This is a genomic window from Nocardia sp. NBC_01377, from assembly GCF_045040005.1.
GTDB lineage: Bacteria > Actinomycetota > Actinomycetes > Mycobacteriales > Mycobacteriaceae > Nocardia > Nocardia noduli.
In genome coordinates, this window is record NZ_CP109566.1 from 6,500,588 (window position 1) to 6,522,685 (window position 22,098).

Annotated in this window: 1 protein-coding gene (running past one end of the window); it reads right to left on the reverse strand. The window is 69.6% G+C overall.

What is annotated here, in order from left to right; genetic code table 11:
• Positions 1–22,098, reverse strand: the 3' portion of a protein-coding gene (locus OG225_RS30180; RefSeq protein ID WP_405178315.1) for a non-ribosomal peptide synthase/polyketide synthase. It continues 15,072 nt past the right edge of the window; the window shows 22,098 of its 37,170 coding nt (coding positions 15,073–37,170); its start codon lies off the right edge, out of view — the gene reads right to left on this strand; the stop codon is at positions 1–3.

The window sequence follows — 22,098 nt, forward strand, 5'->3', positions numbered from 1 at the left end:
CTACTCCGCGGTGATGACGCGGACCTCCGGGTCGGCGGCGTCGACCGGGTCGCCGAGGGCGACGAACCAGTGGGTGACTTCGCCGTCGGCGAGGTCGTCGGCGATCTCGTCGGCGGAGGGGATCACCGAGAGAGCGCCCGCGGTGGCGGTGGCGAGGAATTCCAGCAGGGCCGGGCGGCCGGCCGAGGCGGTGGTGAACGTGGTCGATTCGTAGTCGATCGCGTTCTCGTCGCGAACCCGGATCGCCAGGTCGAGCGCTTCGGTCTGGGTGAGAGTCGCTGTCGCGCCGTCGACCAACTGCACGAAGGCGGCGTGGCCCTCGCCGAGCGGGCGCACCCGGTCGGCGTAGGAGACCGGATGTGCTGCGGCGGCCGACAATTCGGTCTGGATCGCCGGATCGCTCGGGACCAGCCACCGCACCTCTCCGGCGCTCGCCTGTGCGGCGATGCCGAAACCGGCTCCGGCGGAGATGATGTCGTCCTCGGACAGTCCGTGCGCGAACAGGCAGGCGCCGCCCGCCTTCTGCACGGCCCATGCCGCGACCACCAGGTCCACCGAACGGGGCAGTGCCAGCGCGACGACGTCGCCCGGGCCCGCACCGTGCGCGATGAGCACCCGCGCCAGCTGCGAGGACCGTCGATCGAGCACGTGGTAGGCGAGTTCGTCGCCGTCGCCGAGCAGCGCGGGGGCCTGCGGATCGGCCTCGACCACTTCGGCGAGCACCTTCGCCACGGTGCGCGCGCCGACGAAACCCTGCTCGGGAACCGTTGCGGCGGCCGCGATTCCGGATTCTGCGAGCAGTTTGGCGCGTTCGGCGTCGTCGAGGATGTCGATATCGCGGACCAGCCCGGCGGGGTCACCGAGCAGCGCTTCCAGTACCCGGACCAGACGGGTCGACAGGGTGGTGACCTCGTCTGCGGTGAACCGGTTGAGCAGGTATTCGACATCGATGCCGAGGGTGGATTCCGCGGCCACCTTGAGCGTCAGCGGATAGTGCGTCGAGTTGCTGACGTTCACGCCGGTCACCGACATGCCGTCGATCGAACTGGCGGCTTCGATCGCCTCGCGGTCGATCGGGTACGACTCGAAGACGAACAGCGTGTCGAACTGCGATCCCGCACCCGCGGCCCGCTGGATATCGGCGAGACCGACGTAGTGGTGGTCGAGCAGTTCGGCCTGATCACGTTGCAGGCGTTGCAGTTGCGTGCCGATGGTCGCGCCGTCGTCGATGCGCACCCGCACCGGGAGGGTGTTGATGAACAGGCCGACCATCGATTCCACCCCGGACAGTTCGGCCGGGCGACCCGAGACCGTCGCGCCGAACACCACGTCGGAGCGGCCGGTGAGCCTGCCGAGCAGGATGCCCCAGGCGGCCTGGACCAGGGTGTTCACCGTGATGCCGAGTTCGGCGCAATGTTTGGTCAGCGTGCGCGTGCGGTCGACGTCGAGTTCGGTGACGATGTGGGCGGTCTCGTACTGCTCGGCCGAACGCGGTTGCGGCGCGAGTTCGGTGGGTTCGCTGACACCGTCGAAGGCGTTCGCCCAGACCCGCAGCGAATCCTGGAGATCACGTCCGGTCAACCATTCCAGGAAGGTCCGGTAGGAGGCGATCTCCGGCAGCGCCGACCCGTCGCCGCGCAGCGCGTAGAGCACGAGCAGATCCTGCATCAGCAGCGGCATCGACCAGCCGTCGAGCAGGACGTGGTGGGTGGTGATGGCCAGATGCCATTTCTCGACGCCGGTGCGGAACAGGGTGAATCGCACCAGCGGCGCCGCCGCCATATCGAACCGGTCGGCGAGGTCGGCGGCCAGGTGTTCGCGCAGCCGCGCGTCCTGGTCGCCGCCGTCGGAGGTGAGATCCACGTCGTGCCACGGCACGTCGACGCCGTCCATGACCACCTGCACGGCCTGACCCGACGAATCGGTGACGAACGCGGTGCGCAGGTTGGGGTAGCGGTCGATCAGGCCCTGCGCCGAGGTGCGCAGGCGGTCGGCGTCGATGACACCGTCGAGGTCGATGACCGCCTGGATGGTGTAGACGTCGACGGTCGCCGTCGTCATCAGCGCGTGGAACAGCAGGCCCGATTGCAGCGGGGTCAGCGGCCACACCTCGTTCAGGCCGGGGTAGGTGCGCTCCCACAGTTCGATATCGGACTGGCCGACCCGGACCAGCGGCATATCCGACGGCGTGCGGCCACCGGCGTCCGGCCTGCCCGCGTGCGCGGCGAGCGCGCCGAGCGCGGCCACCCAGTGCTCGGACAGTTCGGCCACCCGGTCCGCGGTGAGCAGTCCGGAGGGGTACGCGAACGACGCGATCAGCTGCCGGCCGTTCGCGCCGTCGACCACCGTCGCGTCGATATCGACGGTCGCGGCGGCGGACATGCCGGGATCGAGCAGGGTGGTGATCTCGGCGGGCAGGACACCCCGGTAGTGGAAACCGATCTGGCCGAGGTCGCCCAGCCCGTGGCCGAGACCGTGGTTCGGCACCGAACGCAGTTGTTCCTTCACCGATTTCACGACCGCGCCCATGGCGGTGCCGCCCGCGAAGGCGTCGTCGAGATCGGTTCCGGTCAGATCGATCCGCGCCGGGTGGGCGAGGGTGAATCCGCCGAGGGTGTGCGAGAGGTCGGCGCCCGCGACGGCGTCGACCGCGCGGCCGTCACCGTCGAGCCGGACGAGCATCGTCGACTCGCGGGTGCCGCGCCACCGCAGCACCGCGACCGCCAGGGCCGAGAGCAGCCCGTCGGTGACGGTCGTGCGGTAGAGCGCGGGAACGGTGTCGACCACGGCCGCGGTGATGTCGGCGGGGACCACGACACGCAGGTGTTCCACCGTGCGCGCGGTGTCGACCGCCGGATCGAAGGCGCGGTCACCGAGCAGCGGATCCGGCGTCGCCGAGATCTCCTGCCAGAAGGTCTCGTCGGTACCCGCGGGCGCCTCGGCGACACTGTGCGCCCAGCGCCGCAGTGTGGTTCCGGTGGACGGCAGGGCGAGCGGCGCGTCGATGCCGAGGCGATCGGCGGCCGTGGTCAGTTCGTCGAGCAGGATCTGCCAGGACAGGCTGTCTGCCACGAAACCGTGTGTGACGACCAGCAATTCGTCGTCGCGATGATCGGCGAAGGTGAAGAGCACGAATTGCGCCACGATGCCTTCGGCCGGATCGAGACGGGTGGCCGCCTCCCGGAATTCCGCCTCGGCGAGCTGCGCCAGGTCGGCGTTCTTCGCCACCCTGGCCTCGCACACCATGTCCTCGATATCGAGGACACCGGATTCGAGCGCCTCGAATTCCCAGCCGCCGCCGACCTTGCGCAGCCGGGTGCGCAGGGCGTCGTGCCGGTCGATGATCGCGGTGATCGCCTCGAGCAGGGTGTCCCAGTCGAGTGCGGTGGGCAGCGGCAGCAGGGCAGCGCGGGCGAAGCGCGGATAGCCCGCGCCTTTCGGCGAGCCGACGCCCTCGGGGAGCATCGCGCGCATGGCGGGGGTCAGCGGGATCTCGCCGATTCCACCGCCGGGCAGTTCGCGGATCCGGTCCAGCGCCGGATCGGGAGCCGTGTCGGCCACCGAGGCCAGCGCGGCGACGCTGCGCTGATCGAAGACGTCGCGCACGCTGAACACCACGCCGAGCGCCTTGGCCCGCGACACCAGCTGGATCGACAGGATGCTGTTACCGCCGAGTGCGAAGAAATCGTCGTCGGCGCCGATGTGCTCGACGGCGAGCACATCGCTGAACACTCCCGCCACCAACTGCTCGACCGGTGTCACCGGCGCGCGGAACTCCGCCTTCTCGAAGGTCGGCTCCGGCAACGCGTTGCGGTCGAGTTTGCCGTTCGCGTTCAGCGGCAGGGCGTCCAGCGCGACGAAGGCGCTCGGCACCATGTAGGAGGGCAGTTCGGCGGCGAGCGCGGAATGCAGTGCGCGCCGGTCCAGTTCGCCCGTGTCCGGGTCGATTCCGGCGACGAAGGGCACCACGTAGGCGACGAGTCGGTCGCCGAGGCCGGGGTCGGTGTGCGCGAGCACGGCCGCGGCGGCGATCGCGGGCTGACGCAGCAGCGCGGCCTCGATCTCGCCGAGTTCGATACGGAAACCGCGGATCTTCACCTGGAAGTCGGTGCGGCCTCGGTAGTCCAGTTCGCCGTCGGCGTTCCAGGCCACCAGGTCGCCGGTGCGGTACATGCGCTCGCCCGCCGTGCCGAACGGGTCGGCGACGAACCGTTCGGTGGTGAGATCGGGGCGGGCGAAGTAGCCGCGCGCCAATTGCGCACCGGCGAGGTACAACTCGCCCGAGACACCGACCGGGACCGGCCGCAGCCGCGCGTCCAGCACGTAGACGCGGCTGTTCCATTCCGGCGCGCCGATCGATACCGAGGTCCGGTCGGCCGCGGTGACCAGGTGGCTGGTGATCGAGACCGCGGCCTCGGTGGGGCCGTAGAGGTTGAACAGCTGTGCGCCGTTGCCCGCGCGGAAGCGCTGCGCGGTCGCGGCGGGCAGCGCCTCGCCGATGGCGAGTACGCGGCGCAGCGAACCGGGCAGCCGATCCTCGGATTCGGTGAGCAGCGCGTCGAGCATGGACGGCACCGCGTGCAGGGTGGTCACACCCGTGGCGCGCATCAGCTCGTTCAGGTACGTCGGATCGCGATGTCCGTCGGCGGTGGCGATGACGAGTCTGGCGCCGCTCACCGCCGCCGACCAGAATTCCCACACCGACAGGTCGAAGGTGGCCGCGGTCTTGAGCAGGACCGCGTCCTCGCTGCCGAGGCCGAATTCCGCCTTCTTCCACAGCAATTGGTTCGCGATCGCGCCGTGTGGCAGCGCGACGCCCTTGGGCTGGCCGGTGGAGCCGGAGGTGAAGATGACGTAGGCCGTGTTCGCCGAGGTCAGTGCGCCGCGACGCTCGGACGGGGTCACCGGGTTCGCCGAGAAGCCCGACAGGTCCAGTTCGTCGATGACGACCGATTCGGCCGTCGCCGTCGTGAACGATTCCCGGTCGGTGGTCAGCACGCAGACCGGCGCGGCCGTGGCCAGGATGTAGTCGACCCGGTCCGCGGGCTGATCGGGGTCGACCGGCACGTAGGCGGCGCCGGATTTGGCGACCGCGTACATGGCGACGACCAGATCGGTCGAACGCCGGATCGCCAGCGCGACCCGATCCTCGGTGCGGACACCGCGTCCGATCAGGTAGCGCGCGAGCCGGTTGACCCGCGCGTCCAGTTCGGCGTAGGTCAGGTTCTCGCGTTCGCCGGAGGGCAGGTCGGCGACCAGCGCGACCGTGCCGGGCGCGGCGGCCGCGACGGCCGCGTCGAACAGCGACACCAGTGTCGCGGTGGTGTCCACCGGCCGGGTGGTGTCGTTCCACGCGGTGAGGATGCGTTCGCTCTCCTCGGGCGCGAGCAGGTCGATCTCGCCCACCGGCACGGTGACGTCGGCGATCACCGCGTCGAGTACGCGCACGAACCGGTTCGCGAAACCCTGCACCGTGGCTTCGTCGAAGAGGTCGGTGGCGTAACCGAATTCGGTCATGATCTCGGACGGGGTGCCGTCATCGTTGTAGCGGTCGTAAACGGTGACCTGGAGGTCGGTCTTGGCCAACTGGGAGTTGAAGTTGACCGCGCTCACGGTGAGACCGGGCAGGGTCAGCGCCGTCTCGGCCAGGTTCTGGAACGACAGGCCGATCTGGAACAGCGGATTGCGCGCGGTGGAGCGTTCCGGATTCAGTACCTCGACCAGGCGCTCGAACGGGACGTCGGCGTTGGCGAAGGCCTCCAGATCGCGTTCGCGCACGTCGCCGAGCAGGTCGGCGAACCGGTCGCCGGGGCGAACGCTGGTCCGGAAGACCAGGGTGTTGACGAACATGCCGATCAGGTCGTCGAGTTCACGTTCGCCACGGCCCGCGATCGGGGTGCCGACCGCGATGTCCTCGGTGCCGGAAAGTCGTGCCAGCAGTACCGCGAGGGCGGCGTGCACGACCATGAACAGCGAGGCGTGGTTGGCGCGCGCGACTTCGTGCAGCCTGGCGTGCCGCTGCGGGGAGATCTCGAACCGGATCGCCTTGCCGTGGAACGACTGCGTCGGCGGACGCGGACGGTCGGCGGGTAGTTCCAGCTGATCGGGCAGCCCGGCCAGCGCGGACTGCCAATAGGCGACCTGATGGGCGGCGAGCGATTCCGGATCGTCCTCGGAGCCGAGTACCGCGCGCTGCCACAGCGCGTAGTCCGCGTACTGCACGGGCAGCGGAACCCACTGCGGCACTTCGCGGTTCACCCGGGCCGCGTAGGCGGCCATGAGATCGCGGGCCAGCGGGCCCATCGACGCGCCGTCCGCGGCGACGTGATGCACCACGAAGGCGACCACGTGCTCGGCGGTTTCCGAGGTCGATCCGGTGACACGGTACAGCGCGACCTTCAGCGGCACCTCGGCGGTGACGTCGAAGGTGGTGAGCGCGAACCGGATCACCGTCGGGATCAGATCCTCTTCGGCGACCTCGGCCGCGATCAGTTCCGGCGCGGTCGCCGCCACCGGGAGGATGACCTGACGCGGCCCCTCCTCGGCGCTCGGGTAGGTGGTGCGCAGCACCTCGTGGCGGGCGAAGACGTCACCGATGGCCAGGGCGAGCGCGCCCGCGTCCAGGGTGCCGGACAGTCGCACGGCCAGCGGGATGTTGTCCACCGCCGAGGCGTTCGTATCGAACTGGTTGAGGAACCAGTAGCGCTGCTGGGCGGGTGAGAGCGGCACCAGATCGGGCCGTTGCATCGCCTTCAGCGCGGGCCGGGTGCGTCCGGAGCCCGCGAGCCGCTCGACGCTGGTGGCCAGCGCGAGCACCGACGACGCCTCGAACAGATCGCGGACCGCCAGCTGGGTGTCCAGTGCCGCGCCGAGCCGCGCGGTGACCTGGGTGGCCAGCAGAGAGTTGCCGCCGAGTTCGAAGAAGTCGTCGTCGAGACCGACCCGGCTGACACCGAGGACGTCGGCGTAGATGCCCGCCACGATCTCCTCGACCGGGGTGGTCGGCGCGCGGAAGACCTTGACCTCGAACACCGGCGCGGGCAGCGCTTTGCGATCCAGCTTGCCGGAGGCGTTGAGCGGGAAGGCGTCCAACGTCACGAAGGCGGTCGGCACCATGTACGCGGGCAGTTCGACCGCGAGTTCGGCGCGGATGGCCTCGGCGTCGATCGCCCGATCGGCGGCCGGGACCAGGTAGGCGACCAGCTGATCGCCGAGACGGTCGTCGGAACGCACCAGCACGACGGCCTGGGCTACCGAATCCACAGCGGTGAGCGCGGATTCGATCTCGCCGAGTTCGATACGCAGACCGCGCAACTTCACCTGGAAATCGGTGCGGCCCAGGTATTCCAGCTCACCGGCAGCCGTCCAGGTCACCAGGTCACCGGTGCGGTACATCCGCGCACCGGCGGGATCGAAGGGATCCGCGACGAAACGATCGGCGGTCAGATCCGGCCTGGCCACGTACCCGCGCGCCAACTGCGCGCCCGCCAGATACAGCTCACCCGCGACACCCACCGGCACCGGATGCAACCGCGAATCCAACACGTAGACACGCGTGTTCGAGACGGGAGCGCCGATCGGCACCGACACCGTGTCGGCATCGGTCACCTCGTGGAAGGTGACGTCCACCGCGGCCTCGGTCGGGCCGTACAGGTTGTGCACCGCCGTTCCGGTGAGTTCGCGCAACTTCTGCGCGGTCACGGCGGGCAGCGCCTCGCCGGAGGCGAAGACATACCGCAGGCCGGTGCATCGGGCGGCGCCCGTTTCGGCCACGAACACCGACATCATCGACGGCACGAAATGCGCGACGGTGATATTCGTGCCGGTGATGATGTCGACCAGGTAGGCCGGATCGCGATGTCCGTCCGGCTTGGCGATCACCAGGCGCGCGCCGATCTGCAAGGGCCAGAAGAACTCCCACACCGACACATCGAAGGTGGCGGGGGTCTTCTGCAACACCACGTCCCCGGCGACCAGACCGTATTCGCTCTGCATCCACACCAGGCGATTCACGATCGCGGCATGCGAGACGGCGACACCCTTGGGGCGGCCGGTCGAACCGGAGGTGAAGATGACGTAGGCGGTGTTCGACGGGCGCAGCGGCGCACGGCGATCCGCGTCGGTCACCGGATCCGACGAGTACGCCGACAGATCCAGGTCGGCGATGTCGACCGCGTGCGCGTCACCGGCGTCGAATTCGTCGCGCGCGGTGGTGAGCACGCAGACCGGTGCCGCGGTCTCGAGCACGTAGTGGGTGCGATCGGCGGGATGATCGGGGTCAAGCGGCACGTACGCGCCACCGGCCACGGTCACCGCGTACATGCCGATCACCAACTCCAGCGAGCGCCGCATCCCCAGCGCCACCAAGGTGTCCGGACCGACGCCGAGCGAGATCAGGTGCCTGGCGAGGCGGTTCACCCTGGCGTCGAACTCGCCGTAGGACAGATCCGTCCCCTCGAAGGTGAGCGCGGTCGCGCCGGGCGCGTGCGGGGCCTGCGCGCGATACATCGAGGCGAGGGTGGCCTCGCCGTCGATCTCGACGGCGGTGTCGTTCCAGCCCGCGACGAGCTGACGACGTTCGGCGGTGTCGAGCAGATCGATATCGCCGAGCACCGCGTCGTCGCGCTCGACCATCGCCCTCAGCAGTCCGACCAGTCGCCGGGCGAAGCCCGCCACCGTCTCGGCGTCGAACATATCGGTCGCGTAGGCGAATTCGGCGCGCATACCGTCGGACGTGCCGTCCGCGGCGAGGCGGTCGGAGACGTTGAGGTGCAGGTCGAATTTGGCGGTGACGACGTCGAGCGGGACACCGGCGACCTCGAGACCCGGCAGCTCGAACGAGGCTTCCCCGGTGTTCTGGAACGACAGCATCACCTGGAACAGCGGATGCCTGGCCTGCGACCGCGCCGGGTTCAGGATTTCGACCAGACGCTCGAAGGGCAGGTCGGCGTGGCCGAACGCCGCGAGATCGGTTTCCCTGGTGTGGGCGAGCAGTTCGGCGACGGTCAGGGCCGGATCGACCGTGCTGCGCAGCACCAGCGTGTTGACGAACATGCCGATCGCGTCGTCGAGCACGGCCTCGCCGCGTCCGGCGACGGCGGTGCCGACCGCGATGTCGTCGGAGCCGGACAGCCGGGCCAGCAGCGCCGCGAGCGCGGCGTGCACGACCATGAACAGGCTCGCGCCGTGGCTGCGGGCCAGACCGTCGAGCGCGCGGACCAGAGTCGCGTCGAGATCGAATTCGAACACGTCGCCGCGGTTGGAGGCGACGGCGGGACGGGAGCGGTCCGAGGGCAGATCCAGCTGATCGGACAGTCCGGCCAGATGCCGGGACCAGAACGCGATCTGCTCGCCGATCAGCGACGCCGGATCCTCCTCCGAGCCGAGGGTTTCGCGCTGCCACAGCGCGAAATCGGCGTACTGCACCGGCAGCGGCGCCCAACCGGGAGCCTCACCGCGCGAACGGGCGGCGTAGGCGATCATCACATCCCTGGCCAGCGGCCGGACCGACCAGCCGTCGCCGGAGATGTGGTGCACGACGAAGACCAGCACGTGCGTCTCCGGGCTGGAGCCGTCCATCGACGCCGCGATGCGGAACAGCCTGGCGCGCACCGGAACTTCGGTGGTCACGTCGAATCCGGTGAGCACCAGATCGCTTACCCGTTCGGCGATCTCGTCCTCCGACACCGGAATCGGCGTCAGATCCAGACCGTCGTGACCGGTGGGCAGCACCACCTGGACGCCGGTGCCCTCGGCGGTCTCCGGGTACACCGTCCGCAGCACTTCGTGCCGGTCGACCACGTCGGCGACCGCCTGGCGCAACGCGTCGGCGTCGAGCGTTCCGGTCAGCCGGACGGCGAGCGGGATGTTGTTCACGGCGGTCCGGTTGTCGAACCGGTTCAGGAACCACATGCGCTGCTGGGCCAGCGAGAGCGGAATGGTGGCCGGACGCGGTCCCGCGGCCAGCTCGCGACGCCGTCCACTGCCCGCGTGCGCTTCGACCCTGGTCGCCAGACCCGCGACGGTCGGCGCTTCGAACAGCATGCGGACCGGCATCCTGGTGTCCAGGGCCGCGCCGAGTCGAGCCGCCACCTGGGTGGCGATCAGCGAGTTGCCGCCGAGATCGAAGAAATCGTCGTCGAGGCCGACCGGGCGGTCCCCGGCCAGACCGAGGACATCGGCGAAGGTGTCGGCGACGGTCTGCTCGATCGGCGTCGACGGCGCACGGAACTCGCGCGCCTCGAACACCGGTTCGGGCAGCGCGCGGCGATCCAGTTTGCCGTTGGCGTTGAGCGGCATCTCGTCGAGAACCACGGTCGCGGCCGGGACCATGTAGGACGGCAGTCGCGCGGCCACGTGGGCACGCAGGGTCTCGATGTCGACGGTCGCGCCGGGGGCGGGCACGACGTAGGCGACGAGGCGGTCGCCGGTCAGCGCGTCCGAACGGACCAGCGCCACCGCCTGCGCGACGGTGTCGTGACCGGTCAGCGCGGTTTCGATCTCACCGAGTTCGATGCGCAAACCACGCAGTTTGACCTGGAAATCGGTACGACCCAAGTACACGATCGAACCGTCCGCCGTACGGGTGACGAGGTCACCGGTCCGGTACATGCGCGCACCGGGCGCACCGAACGGATTCGCCACGAAACGATCCGACGTCAGATCCGTACGGCCGTAGTAGCCGCGCGCCAGCTGATCACCCGCGAGATAGAGCTCACCCGCGACACCGGCAGGGACCGGATGCAATCGTGAATCCAGCACGAACGCCTGCGCGTTCCACACCGGGAGACCGATGGGCACCGCGCCGGAGACGTCGTCGGCCACCGGCGCGTGCGTCGCGTGGACGGCGAATTCCGTGGGGCCGTAGAGGTTGTACAGCTCGGCCGAGCTGACCCGGCGGATGGCGGCGACGGCGTCGGAGGTGAAGGCCTCACCCGCGACGAGCAGAGCACGCAGGGAGCCCAGAACAGCGCTGTCGGCGCTGCCCGCGAAGACGGTCAGCATCGACGGCACGAACGAGGTCATCGTCACCCGCTCGGTCGCGATCACCTCCGCCAGATACTGCGGATCCCGATGACCGTCCGGCGTGGCCACGACCATCCGGCCACCGGTCGAGAGCGGACCGAACAACTCCCACACCGACACGTCGAAGGTCGCGGGCGTCTTGAACAGCACCACGTCGTCCGCGCCGATGCCGTACTGACCGGTGATCCAGCGGATCTGATTCACCACCGCCGAATGCGGCAGCGCCACACCCTTCGGACGACCCGTCGAACCGGACGTGAAGATCACGTAGGCCGGATGCTGCGCGAGCAACGGCGCGATCCGCTCGGCATCGGTGACCGGCGCATCGGAGTATCCGGACAGGTCGAGTTCGTCGACCACGAGGGTCTCGATACCGGTGGCGTCGAAACCGTCACGCGCCGTGGTCAATACGCACGTGGGCGACGCGGATTCGAGCACATGGCCCACCCGCTCGGCGGGCTGATCCAGATCCAGCGGCACGTAACCGCCACCGGCCTCCTGCACCGCGTAGGCGGCGACGACCAGATCGACGGAACGGCGGATACCCAGGGCCACCAACGACTCCGGACCCACACCCGCCGCGATCAGACGCCGAGCCAGACGATGCACACGCGCACCGAATTCGGCATAGGTCAGCGCGACACCGCTCGCCGGATCCACGATCGCCACCGCGTCCGGAGTCACCGACTCCTGACGGGCGAACTCCGCCACCAGTGTGCTCGCCGAATCCAACTCCCGCACGGTGGAATTCCAGCCGCGCAGGGCCCGGTAGCTCTCCCGCTCGTCCAGCAGCGGGATATCGCCGATCGCCCGATCGGGTTCGGCGACAACCGCGCCGAGCAGCCGCTTGAACCGCCTGCCGAAATTCTCCATCGTGGCCGGGTCGAACAGATCGGTCGCGTAGATGAGTTCGGCGACGATGCCCTCGGCTGCGGGTTTCTCCGACATCACCAGTTGCAGGTCGAATTTCGCCACGTCGATCGGCAGGTCAACGCCGCTGACCGTCAGGCCGGGCAATTCCAGGCTGGTCTGTCCGGTGTTCTGGAACGACAGCATGACCTGGAACAGCGGATGACGGGCCTGCGAACGGGCCGGGTTGAGGATTTCCACCAGTCGCTCGAACGGCAGGTCGGAATGGCCGAACGCGGCGATATCGGTGGCGCGCACCGTGGCGAGCAGGTCGGTGAACGTCGCGCCGCGCTCGACCGGGGTCCGCAACACCAGCGTGTTGACGAACATGCCGATCAGATCGTCGAGCGCGCGCTCGCCACGACCGGCCACCGGGGTGCCGACGGCGATATCGTCCTCGCCGGACAGTCGCGCCAGCAGCACCGCGAGCGCGGTGTGCGCGACCATGAACAGCGTCGCGCCACGGGTGCGGGCCAATTCGACCAGCCCGGCGTGGGTTTCGGCGTCGATATCGAAGGCGTGGGTGGCCCCCCGGCCGCTGGCGACCGCGGGACGCGGCCGGTCGGCGGGCAGGTCGAGCTGTTCGGGCAGTGCGCGCAGCTCGTCGCTCCAGAACGAGATCTGTTCGGAGATGACCGATTCCGGGTCGTCCTCGGCGCCGAGCACCGCGCGCTGCCACAGCGCGAAGTCCGCGTACTGCACCTCGAGCGGACGCCAGGACGGTTCGCCGCCTTCGACACGCGCGCCGTAGGCGATCATGATGTCGCGGGTCAGCGGGCCCATGGAGAAGCCGTCGGACGATATGTGGTGCACGACCAGCGCGAGAATATGTTCGGTGGGGCTGACCTCGAAGAGCCTGGCCCGGAACGGCACCTCGGCGGTGACGTCGAAGGCCGTCTGCACGAAATCCGCGAGCCGCGCGGGCAATGCGTCCTCGCTGACGTCGACCGGGGCGAGATCGGGGATGACCTGCCCGGTCGGCACGATCTGCTGCTGGGCCGCGCCGTCCACCTCGGGGTAGAAGGTGCGCAGTGATTCGTGCCTGGCCAGCACGTCGGCGACCGCGATCTGCAAGGCCTGGCGGTCGAGCAGACCGGAGAGCCGCACCGCGGCCGGGATGTTGTCGACCGTCGACTCCGGGTCGAAGCGGTTGAGGAACCACATGCGCTGCTGAGCCAGCGACAGCGGCACCCGGTCGGGACGCTGCTGCGGCGCCAGCGCCGCGCGTGCGCCCGCCCCGGCCCGCGATTCCACCCGGGCCGCGAGCGCGACCACGGTGGAGGCGTCGAACAGTTCCCTGACACCGAGTTCGGTGTCGAGCGCGGCGGACAGCCTGGCCGCGACCTGGGTCGCGCTCAGCGAGTTTCCGCCGAGTGCGAAGAAATCGTCGTCGAGTCCGACGCGGGCGGCGCCGAGCACATCGGCGAAGATGTCGGCGACGATCTCCTCGACCGGTGTCGTCGGCGCGCGGAAGACGGCGACCTCGAAGACCGGCGCGGGCAGCGCCTTGCGATCCAGCTTGCCCGAGGCGTTGAGCGGGAATTCGTCGAGCACGATGACCGCGGCGGGCACCATGTACGCGGGCAGCTGCCTGCCGAGATCCTCGCGCACCAGTTCGGTGTCGACGCGCAGGTTCGCCACCCCGACCACGTAGGCGATCAGTTGATCACCCGCGTGCGCGTCGGTGCGAACGACGACCACCGACTGGGCGATCTCGTCGAGTCCGGTGAGCGCGGATTCGATCTCGCCGAGTTCGATACGCAGACCGCGCAATTTCACCTGGAAATCGGTGCGGCCCAGGTATTCCAGTTCGCCGACGGAATTCCAGGCGACGAGGTCGCCGGTGCGGTACATCCGCGATCCGGCCGCGTCGAACGGGTTGGCGACGAAACGGTCGCTGGTCAGGTCGGGCCTGGCGACGTAGCAGCGCGCGAGTTGCTCGCCCGCGAGATAGAGCTCACCCGCGACGCCGACCGGAGCGGGCCGCAGCCGCGAATCCAGCACGTAGACCTGGGTGTTGAACACCGGTGCGCCGATCGGGACCAGTTCGGTGTCGGCGGCGACCACCCGGTGATAGGTGACGTCGACGGCCGCTTCGGTCGGACCGTAGAGGTTGTGCATGGCCGCGCCGGTCAGTTCGCGCAGGCGGTGCGCGGGTTTGGGTGAGAGCGCCTCACCCGAGGCGAACACCATCCGCAGCGACCCGCAGCGCGACGCGGCGGCGTCGGCCACGAAGACCGCGAGCATGGACGGCACGAAATGTGTCACGGTGACCCGTTCGGTCGCGATGACCTCGGCCAGGTAGGCCGGATCACGGTGACCGTCCGGCTTCGCGATCACCAGGCGCGCGCCGATCTGCAAGGGCCAGAAGAACTCCCACACCGACACGTCGAAGGTCGCGGGCGTCTTCTGAAGGACGGCGTCGGCTTCGGTGAGACCGTATTCGGCCTGCATCCACACCAGGCGGTTCACGATCGCGGCATGCGAGACCGCCACACCCTTGGGCCGTCCGGTCGAACCGGAGGTGAAGATGACGTAGGCGGTGTTCGACGGACGCAGCGGCGCGCGCCGCTCCACCGCCGTCACCGGATGTTCGGACAGTCCCGACAGGTCGAGCAGGTCGATGCGGACCTGCGCGGTATCGATGTCGAGATCGCTGCCCGAGGTGAGCACACAGACCGGATCGGCCGTGGCGAGAATGTATTCGGTGCGCTCGGCCGGGTGATCCGGGTCCAGCGGCACGTACGCGCCGCCCGCGATCGTCACGGCGTACATGCCGACCACCAGATCGACCGAACGCCGCATCCCCAGCGCCACGAACGATTCCGGGCCGACGCCGCGGTCGATGAGCCAGCGGGCCAGGCGATAGACCCGTGCCGCGAACTCGTCGTAGGACAGATTCGTCCCCTCGAACGTGAGCGCGGTCGCCTCCGGTGTCTTGGCCAGCTGCATCTCGAACAGCGAGACCAGGGTCGCGACCGGTTCGGTGTCCACCGACGGCGCGGACGACGCCCATGCGGACCGTCCCGGCGGCACAGCCGCCGCACGTTGCGCAAGTACGGCCGCCACATCGAAGGCGGTGTCGTTCCAGCCGGTGGTGACCAGTTCGCGTTCGGCGGCGTCGACGAGTTCGATATCGCCGACATCGACGTCAGGTTCGGTGGTGATCGCGATCAGCACCCGCACCAGGCGGTCGGCGATACGGCGCACCGTCGCCTCGTCGAACAGATCGCGCAGGTAGCCCGCGCGGATGCGCAGGCGCGAATCGAGCTGGGCGATCAGCGTCAGCGGGTAGTGCGTGGCGTCGGCGGCGTCGAGGCCGACGACGGCCATCCCGTCGATATCGGCGGCCTGCGCGCGAATGCCGTCGGCGTCCACCGGGTAGGACTCGAAGACCACGAGGGTGTCGAAAAGTCCCGCCATGCCCGCGGCGGACTGGATGTCGGCCAGGCCGACGTAGTGGTGGTCGAGCAGATCGGCCTGCTCGCCCTGGGTACGGGTCAGCAGTTGGCGCGCGGATTCGGCGGGATCGAAACGCACCCGCACCGGCACGGTGTTGATGAACAGGCCGACCATGGCCTCCACCCCGGCCAGCTGGGCCGGGCGACCGGAGACGGTAGTGCCGAACAGCACGTCCTCGCGTCCACTCATGCGGCCGACCAGGATGCCCCAGGCGACCTGGAGCACCGTGTTGGGGGTGACACCCAGCGAACTCGCCAGTTCGGTGAGTCGGGTGGTCGCCACCTCGTCGAGTTCGAAGAAGTACTCGCCCGACAGCGTGGTGATCTCGCGGCCCGCGTCCGGACGCGACAGCAGCGTCGGTTCGCTGACCCCGCGCAGCGCGTGCGCCCACGCCGCCACCGAGGCGGTGTGGTCCTGCTGCGCGGTCCATTCGAGGAAGTGCCGGTAGGAGCGCACCGAGGGCAGTGCCGTGGTGTCGGCGTGCAGCGCGTAGAGCGCGAGCAGATCCCGCATGAGCAGCGGCATCGACCAGCCGTCGAGCAGGATGTGGTGGTTGGCCACCGCGAACTGCCAGCGGTCGGCGGCGACCCGGATCAGGGTGAACCGGATCAGCGGCGGCGCGGTCAGATCGAAACGGCGCATGCGGTCGGCCTTGATCAGGTCGGCGCTCTCGCCCGATTCGACGCGATCGTGTTCGGCCCAGGCGACCCGGACGCTGTCGAGCACGACCTGCACCGGATTGCCGTGCCGGTCGGTGAGGAAGGCCGTTCGCAGGTTCTCGTAGCGATCGACCAGAGCCTGCGCGGCCGCGCGCAGACGGGTGGCGTCGACGCGACCGGTGAGGGTAAGTACGGCCTGGGCGGTGTAGACGTCCACCGAACTCGCCGCCAGGCGGGCGTGGAACAGCAGACCGGCTTGCAGCGCGGACAGCGGCCACACATCGGTGAGCGTCGGGAAACGCTTCTCCCAGGTGTCGATATCACGCTGGGTCGTGGTGACCAGCGCGAAGTCGGCGGGGGTGTGCCCGCCCGCGTCGGCCGAATTCGCGTGCCGCGCGACCGCTTCCAGCGCCGAGGTCCACAGTTCGCCGAATTCGCGCACCGCGGCGGCGTCGAGCAGGGTCGACGGGTAGCCGATATTGGCGGTCAGCTTGTCGCCGACCACGATCGCGTTGACATCCAGCGGTGCCATCGCGGGCATATCCGCGTCGTAGGAGCCCGCGAGCGCGCCGAGTTCGCGGGCCGGAACCCAGCCGAAGCCGCGCAGCGCCTCGGGCACATCGCTGTCGGAGACGCGACCGAGGTAGTTGAAACTGACCTGGCCGGGCAGGTTTTCGGGCAGCTGTGCCGCCGTCGCGGGGTTCAGGTAGCGCAGCAGTCCGTAGCCGATGCCCTTGTCCGGCACCGCGAGCAACTGTTCCTTGATCGCCTTGACGGCCTTGCCCAGCGCGGGTCCACCGGTGAGCGCGGCATCGACGTCGATGCCCGCCAGGTCGAACCGGACCGGGAAGATCGCGGTGAACCACCCGACGGTGCGCGACAGGTCCGCGCCGGGCACGATGTCCTCTTCGCGGCCGTGGCCCTCGAGCCGGATCAGCGTCGCCTCGTCGGCGCGGGCGGCGGTACGCCGGGACCGCCACTTGGCGGTCGCCAGGACCAGCGCGGTGAGCAGACCGTCGTTGACGCCGCCGTGGAACAGCGCGGGCACGGTGGTCAGCAGGGCTTTGGTGACCTCGGCGGACACCTCGACCTGGAGTTTCTCGATGACGCCGGAGGTGTCGACGGCCGGATCCATCGCCCGTTCGGTGAGCAGCGGATCGGGGGTGTTCGCGACCGTGCGCCAGAAGTCGAGTTCGGCCACGCGCGACTGGCTCTCGGCCTCCGCGCGCAGCGCGTGCGCCCAGGCCCGCATGGAGGTGGTCGGCGCGACGAGTTCGGGCTGCTGGCCCGCGGTGAACCGGCCCCACGCGGTCACCAGGTCCGGGACCAGGATGCGCCACGAGACGCCGTCGACCACGAGGTGGTGCGCCAGCACGATCAACCGGCCCATCCGGCCGGAATCGGACGGATCGAGCCAGACGAAGCGGATCACCGTTCCCGACTCGGGGTCGAGCCGGTCGAGTGCGGAATTCAGTGCGGCGGTGGCGATCTCGACGAGTTCGTCGTCGGCGGCCGAGGCCGGGAACTCGACCCGCTCGATGAGCGAGTCCACGTCGACGGTGCCGGGCGCGGCGGTTTCCACCACCAGATCCGTGCCGTCGTCGTACAGCCGGGCGCGCAACATGTCGTGACGGTCGATGACCGCGCCGACGGTCGCCGCGATGCCCGCGCGGTCGATGCCGACCGGCAGTTCCAGCGCGAGGGTCTGGTTGAAGCGGCCGAACGAGCCCGGCCGCTGCGCCATGAACCGCACCACCGGCGTCAGCGGCATCACGCCGACGCCGCCACCGGGCAGTTCCTCCAGCACCGCCACCGCGGTGTCGGCGGCTTCGGCGGTCTCGGCGACCGCGGCGAGACCGGCGACGGTCCGCTGCTCGAAGACGTTGCGCGGGGTGAACACCACACCGCGCGCCTTGGCGCGCGAGACCAGCTGGATGGAGACGATGCTGTCGCCGCCGAGCGCGAAGAACGAATCGTCGACGCCGACGCGTTCGACCCCGAGCACTTCGGCGAAGACCTCGGCGATGGTCTGCTCGACCGGTGTGCGCGCGGCGCGGAAGACGACCTCGGTCGCGAAGACCGGTTCCGGCAACGCCTTTCGATCCAGTTTGCCCACCGGGGTGAGCGGCAGGTGGTCGAGCACCATGATCGAGGACGGCACCATGTAGGCGGGCAGCCGCTCCTCCAGCCGCGCGGTCAGCTCGGCGATATCGATCGAACGTCCCGGCGCCGCCATGACATACGACACCAGCGACACCGCGCCGACGGCGCTCGTGTGACCGACCGTCGTGGCGAAATCGACGTTCGGGTGCGCCGCGAGAGCGCTGTCGATCTCGCCGAGTTCGATGCGGAAACCGCGCACCTTCACCTGGAAATCGGATCGGCCGACGTATTCCACCGCGCCGTCACGGGTCCAGCGGACCACGTCACCGGTGCGGTACATGCGCTGTCCGGCGACGAACGGGTTGGCGACGAAACGATCGGCACTGAGCGCGGGCCGCGCGTGGTAGCCGCGAGCCAGCTGGATACCCGAGATGTAGAGCTCACCCGCGACGCCGACCGGTACCGGACGCAGCCGGTCGTCCAGGATCAGCGATTGCATACCGCGGATCGGGCCGCCGATCGGCAGCGGGTCGCCGGGGAGCACCGGGTCGCTGATATTGACCACCATGGCGGTCTCGGTCGGGCCGTACACATTGTGGACGCGCCGCACCGTGCCGTCGGCCAGCGGGACCGCCCATTTCACGACCAGTTCCGGGCGCAACGCCTCACCGCCGACGGCGAGCACCCGGAAGGAATCCAGGCCGCTCGTCTCGAAGGTCGCCAGCGCGGCGGGGGTGATGAACGACGCGCTGACGCGCTCGGTGCGCATCAACTCCGCGAGTTCCTCACCGCCGTAGACGCCGGTCGGCACCACGACGAGCGCGCCGCCGGGTCCGAGCGCGAGCAGCAGTTCCAGGATCGAGGCGTCGAAACTCGGCGACGCGAAATGCATGGCGCGCGTGTCGGAGTCGAGTCCGTAGTGCTCGATCTGCGCGGTGGCGAAGTTGGCGAGCACGGTATGCGACACCACGACGCCCTTGGGCACACCGGTGGAACCGGAGGTGTAGATGACGTAGGCCGGATTCTCCGGACGCAGCGGGCGCACCCGGTCCGCGTCGGTGATCGGCGAACCGTCGAAGGTGTCCAGATCCAGCTCGTCGAGTACCAGCCAGCGCACCGAATCGGGCAGTCCGGCACGGGTTTCGGCGACCGTGATACCCAGCGGCGAACCGGAATCGGTCACCATGTGGGCGATGCGATCGGCCGGGTAGGTCGGGTCGACCGGAACGAACGCGGCGCCGGTCTTGGACACCGACAGCGCGACGAATACCGAGTCCGACGAACGCGGCACGCCTACGGCCACCAGGTCCTCGGGGCCGATGCCCTCGGCGATCAGGAGGCGGGCCAGACGATTCGAGCGATCGTCGAGCTCACCGTAGGTCGTCGTGACACCGCGGAAGATCACGGCCGGTGCCCGCGGATCGCGTGCCACGGCGGTGGCGAGCAGGTCCGGCAGCGTGCGTGGGGTGATCGCGGGCGGACCGGTGCGGGCCACCAGATCGGCGCGCTCGTCGGCGTCGAGCAGTTCGATCGCGCCGACCCGCACCGAGGGATCGGCGGCGACGGCGTCGAGCACTCGCCGCCAGCGCGTCACGAAACCGGCCGCGGTCGATTCGTCGAACAGATCGGTCGCGTAGGTGAGCGCGAGGGTCATACCCGCCGGGCTCCCGTCGGCGCCGGTCCGATCAGACAGCGTGAACTGGAGGTCGAAGCGGGCGACGGTCTCCTCGAGCGGCAGCGCCGACACCCGAAGACCCGGCAATTCCAGCGCGGTGCTGTCGAGGTTCTGGAAGGCCAACGCCACCTGGAACAGCGGGTTGCGCGACTGCGACCGTTCGGGCGCGAGCAGTTCGACCAGGCGCTCGAAGGGCACGTCGGCGTTGCCGTAGGCGTCGAGGTCGGTCTTGCGTACCCGCTCGACCAGTTCGCCGAACGGTTCGGCCGGACCGACACCGGTGCGCAGCACCAGGGTGTTGACGAACATGCCGACCAGATCGTCGAGCGCCTGTTCGCCACGGCCCGCGATCGGCGTGCCGACCGCGATGTCGTCGGTGCCCGACAGTCGCGCGAGCAGAACCGCAAGGGCGCTGTGCATCACCATGAACAGCGACGCGCCCCGCGCCCGAGCGAGGGTTTCCAGCGCCGCGACGAGGTCGGCGGGCAGTTCCGCGTGCACGGTCGCGCCGCGCAGCGAGGCCACCGGCGGACGCGGACGGTCGGCGGGCAGGGTCAGCTCGTCGGGGACGCCGTCGAGCGCGCGCTGCCAGTACTCGACCTGGCGGGCGAGCAGCGAGGCCGGATCGTCCTCGGCGCCGAGCACATCGCGCTGCCAGATCGCGAAATCGGCGTACTGCACCGTCAGCGGCGCCCAGCCGGGATCGCTGCCCTGGCTGCGGGCGGTGTAGGCGGTCATCACATCGCGCGAGAGCGGGCCCATGGAGAAACCGTCACCGGCGATGTGGTGCACGACCACCACCAGAACGTGTTCGTCCGGACCGACCTCGTAGAGCCGGGCCCGCAGCGGAACCTGTTCGGCCACATCGAATCCGGTGGCGGCGAAGGCGACGACCGCGGCTGTCGTGTCCGCGGGGTCCACCGCGACCGGACGCAGGTCCAGTGCGATGTCCTCGGCCGGGACGATGACCTGGACCGGGGTGCCACCGTGCTCGGGATACCTGGTGCGCAGCGATTCGTGCCTGCGCACCACGTCGGCGACCGCGAGGCGCAACGCCTCGACGTCGAGCGCGCCGGAGAGCCGGATGGCCAGCGGCAAGTTGTAGGCGGCCGAGGAGGTGTCGTACTTGTTCAGGAACCACATGCGCTGCTGCGCGTAGGACAGCGGCACCACCGAGTCCGCGGAGCGCGGCCGGGCGATCAGGCGGGCACGGGCGTCACCGTCGGTGTGCGATTCCACCCGTGCGGCCAGCGCGGCCACGGTGGTCGCCTCGAACAGGGCGCGCACCGGGATCGACGTCCCGAGCGCCGCGCCGATCCGCGACACCACCCTGGTGGCGATGAGCGAGTTACCGCCGAGATCGAAGAAATCGTCGTCCACGCCGACCCTTGGCAGGTCGAGTACCTCTGCGAAGACGGCGGCGACCGTCTCCTGCACCGGCGTGACCGGGGCGCGGAAGGCCCGAGCCTGCGCGGCGGGCGCGGGCAGCGCCTTGCGATCCAGCTTTCCGTTGACGGTCAGCGGAATCCATTCGAGGCGAACCAGGGCCGAGGGCACCATGTAGGACGGTAGCTGCTCGGCCGCGCCCTGGCGCACCACGTCGAGATCGGGGACGACCTCGGGTTCGGACACCACGTAGGCCACGATGCGCTGATCGCCCGGCTGGTCCTCGCGCACGACGACCGCCGCCTGCGCGATCCCCGGCTGCGCGAGCACCGCGGATTCGATCTCGCCGAGTTCGATACGGAAACCGCGGACCTTGACCTGATCGTCGGCGCGGCCGAGATATTCGAGTTCGCCGAAGCGGTTCCAGCGCGCGAGGTCACCCGAGCGGTACAACCGAGACCCGGCCTCGCCCGCGTCCGCGAGCGGATTCGCCACGAACCTGGCGGTGGTGAGATCGGGCCTGCCGAGGTAACCGCGCGCCAATTGCGGTCCGGCCACGTACATCTCACCCGCGACGCCGACCGGCACTGGGCGCAGACGGCTGTCGAGCACGTACACGCGCAGCCCCGCGATGGCGCGGCCGACGATACTGCCGGAGGCCGAGGCGACGGTGGCGGCGTCCAACGCGCGGTAGGACACGTGCACCGTGGTCTCGGTGATGCCGTACATGTTCACCAGCAGCGGTCCGGAACCGGCCGACGCGCCGGTGACGCCGTCACCGTGCCTGGCGATCCAGGTGGACAGCCTGCGCAGTTCCAGCGCCTCGCCGCCGAACACCACGTACCGCAGCGCCAGCGGGGACGCGTCGGAGCCGGCGTT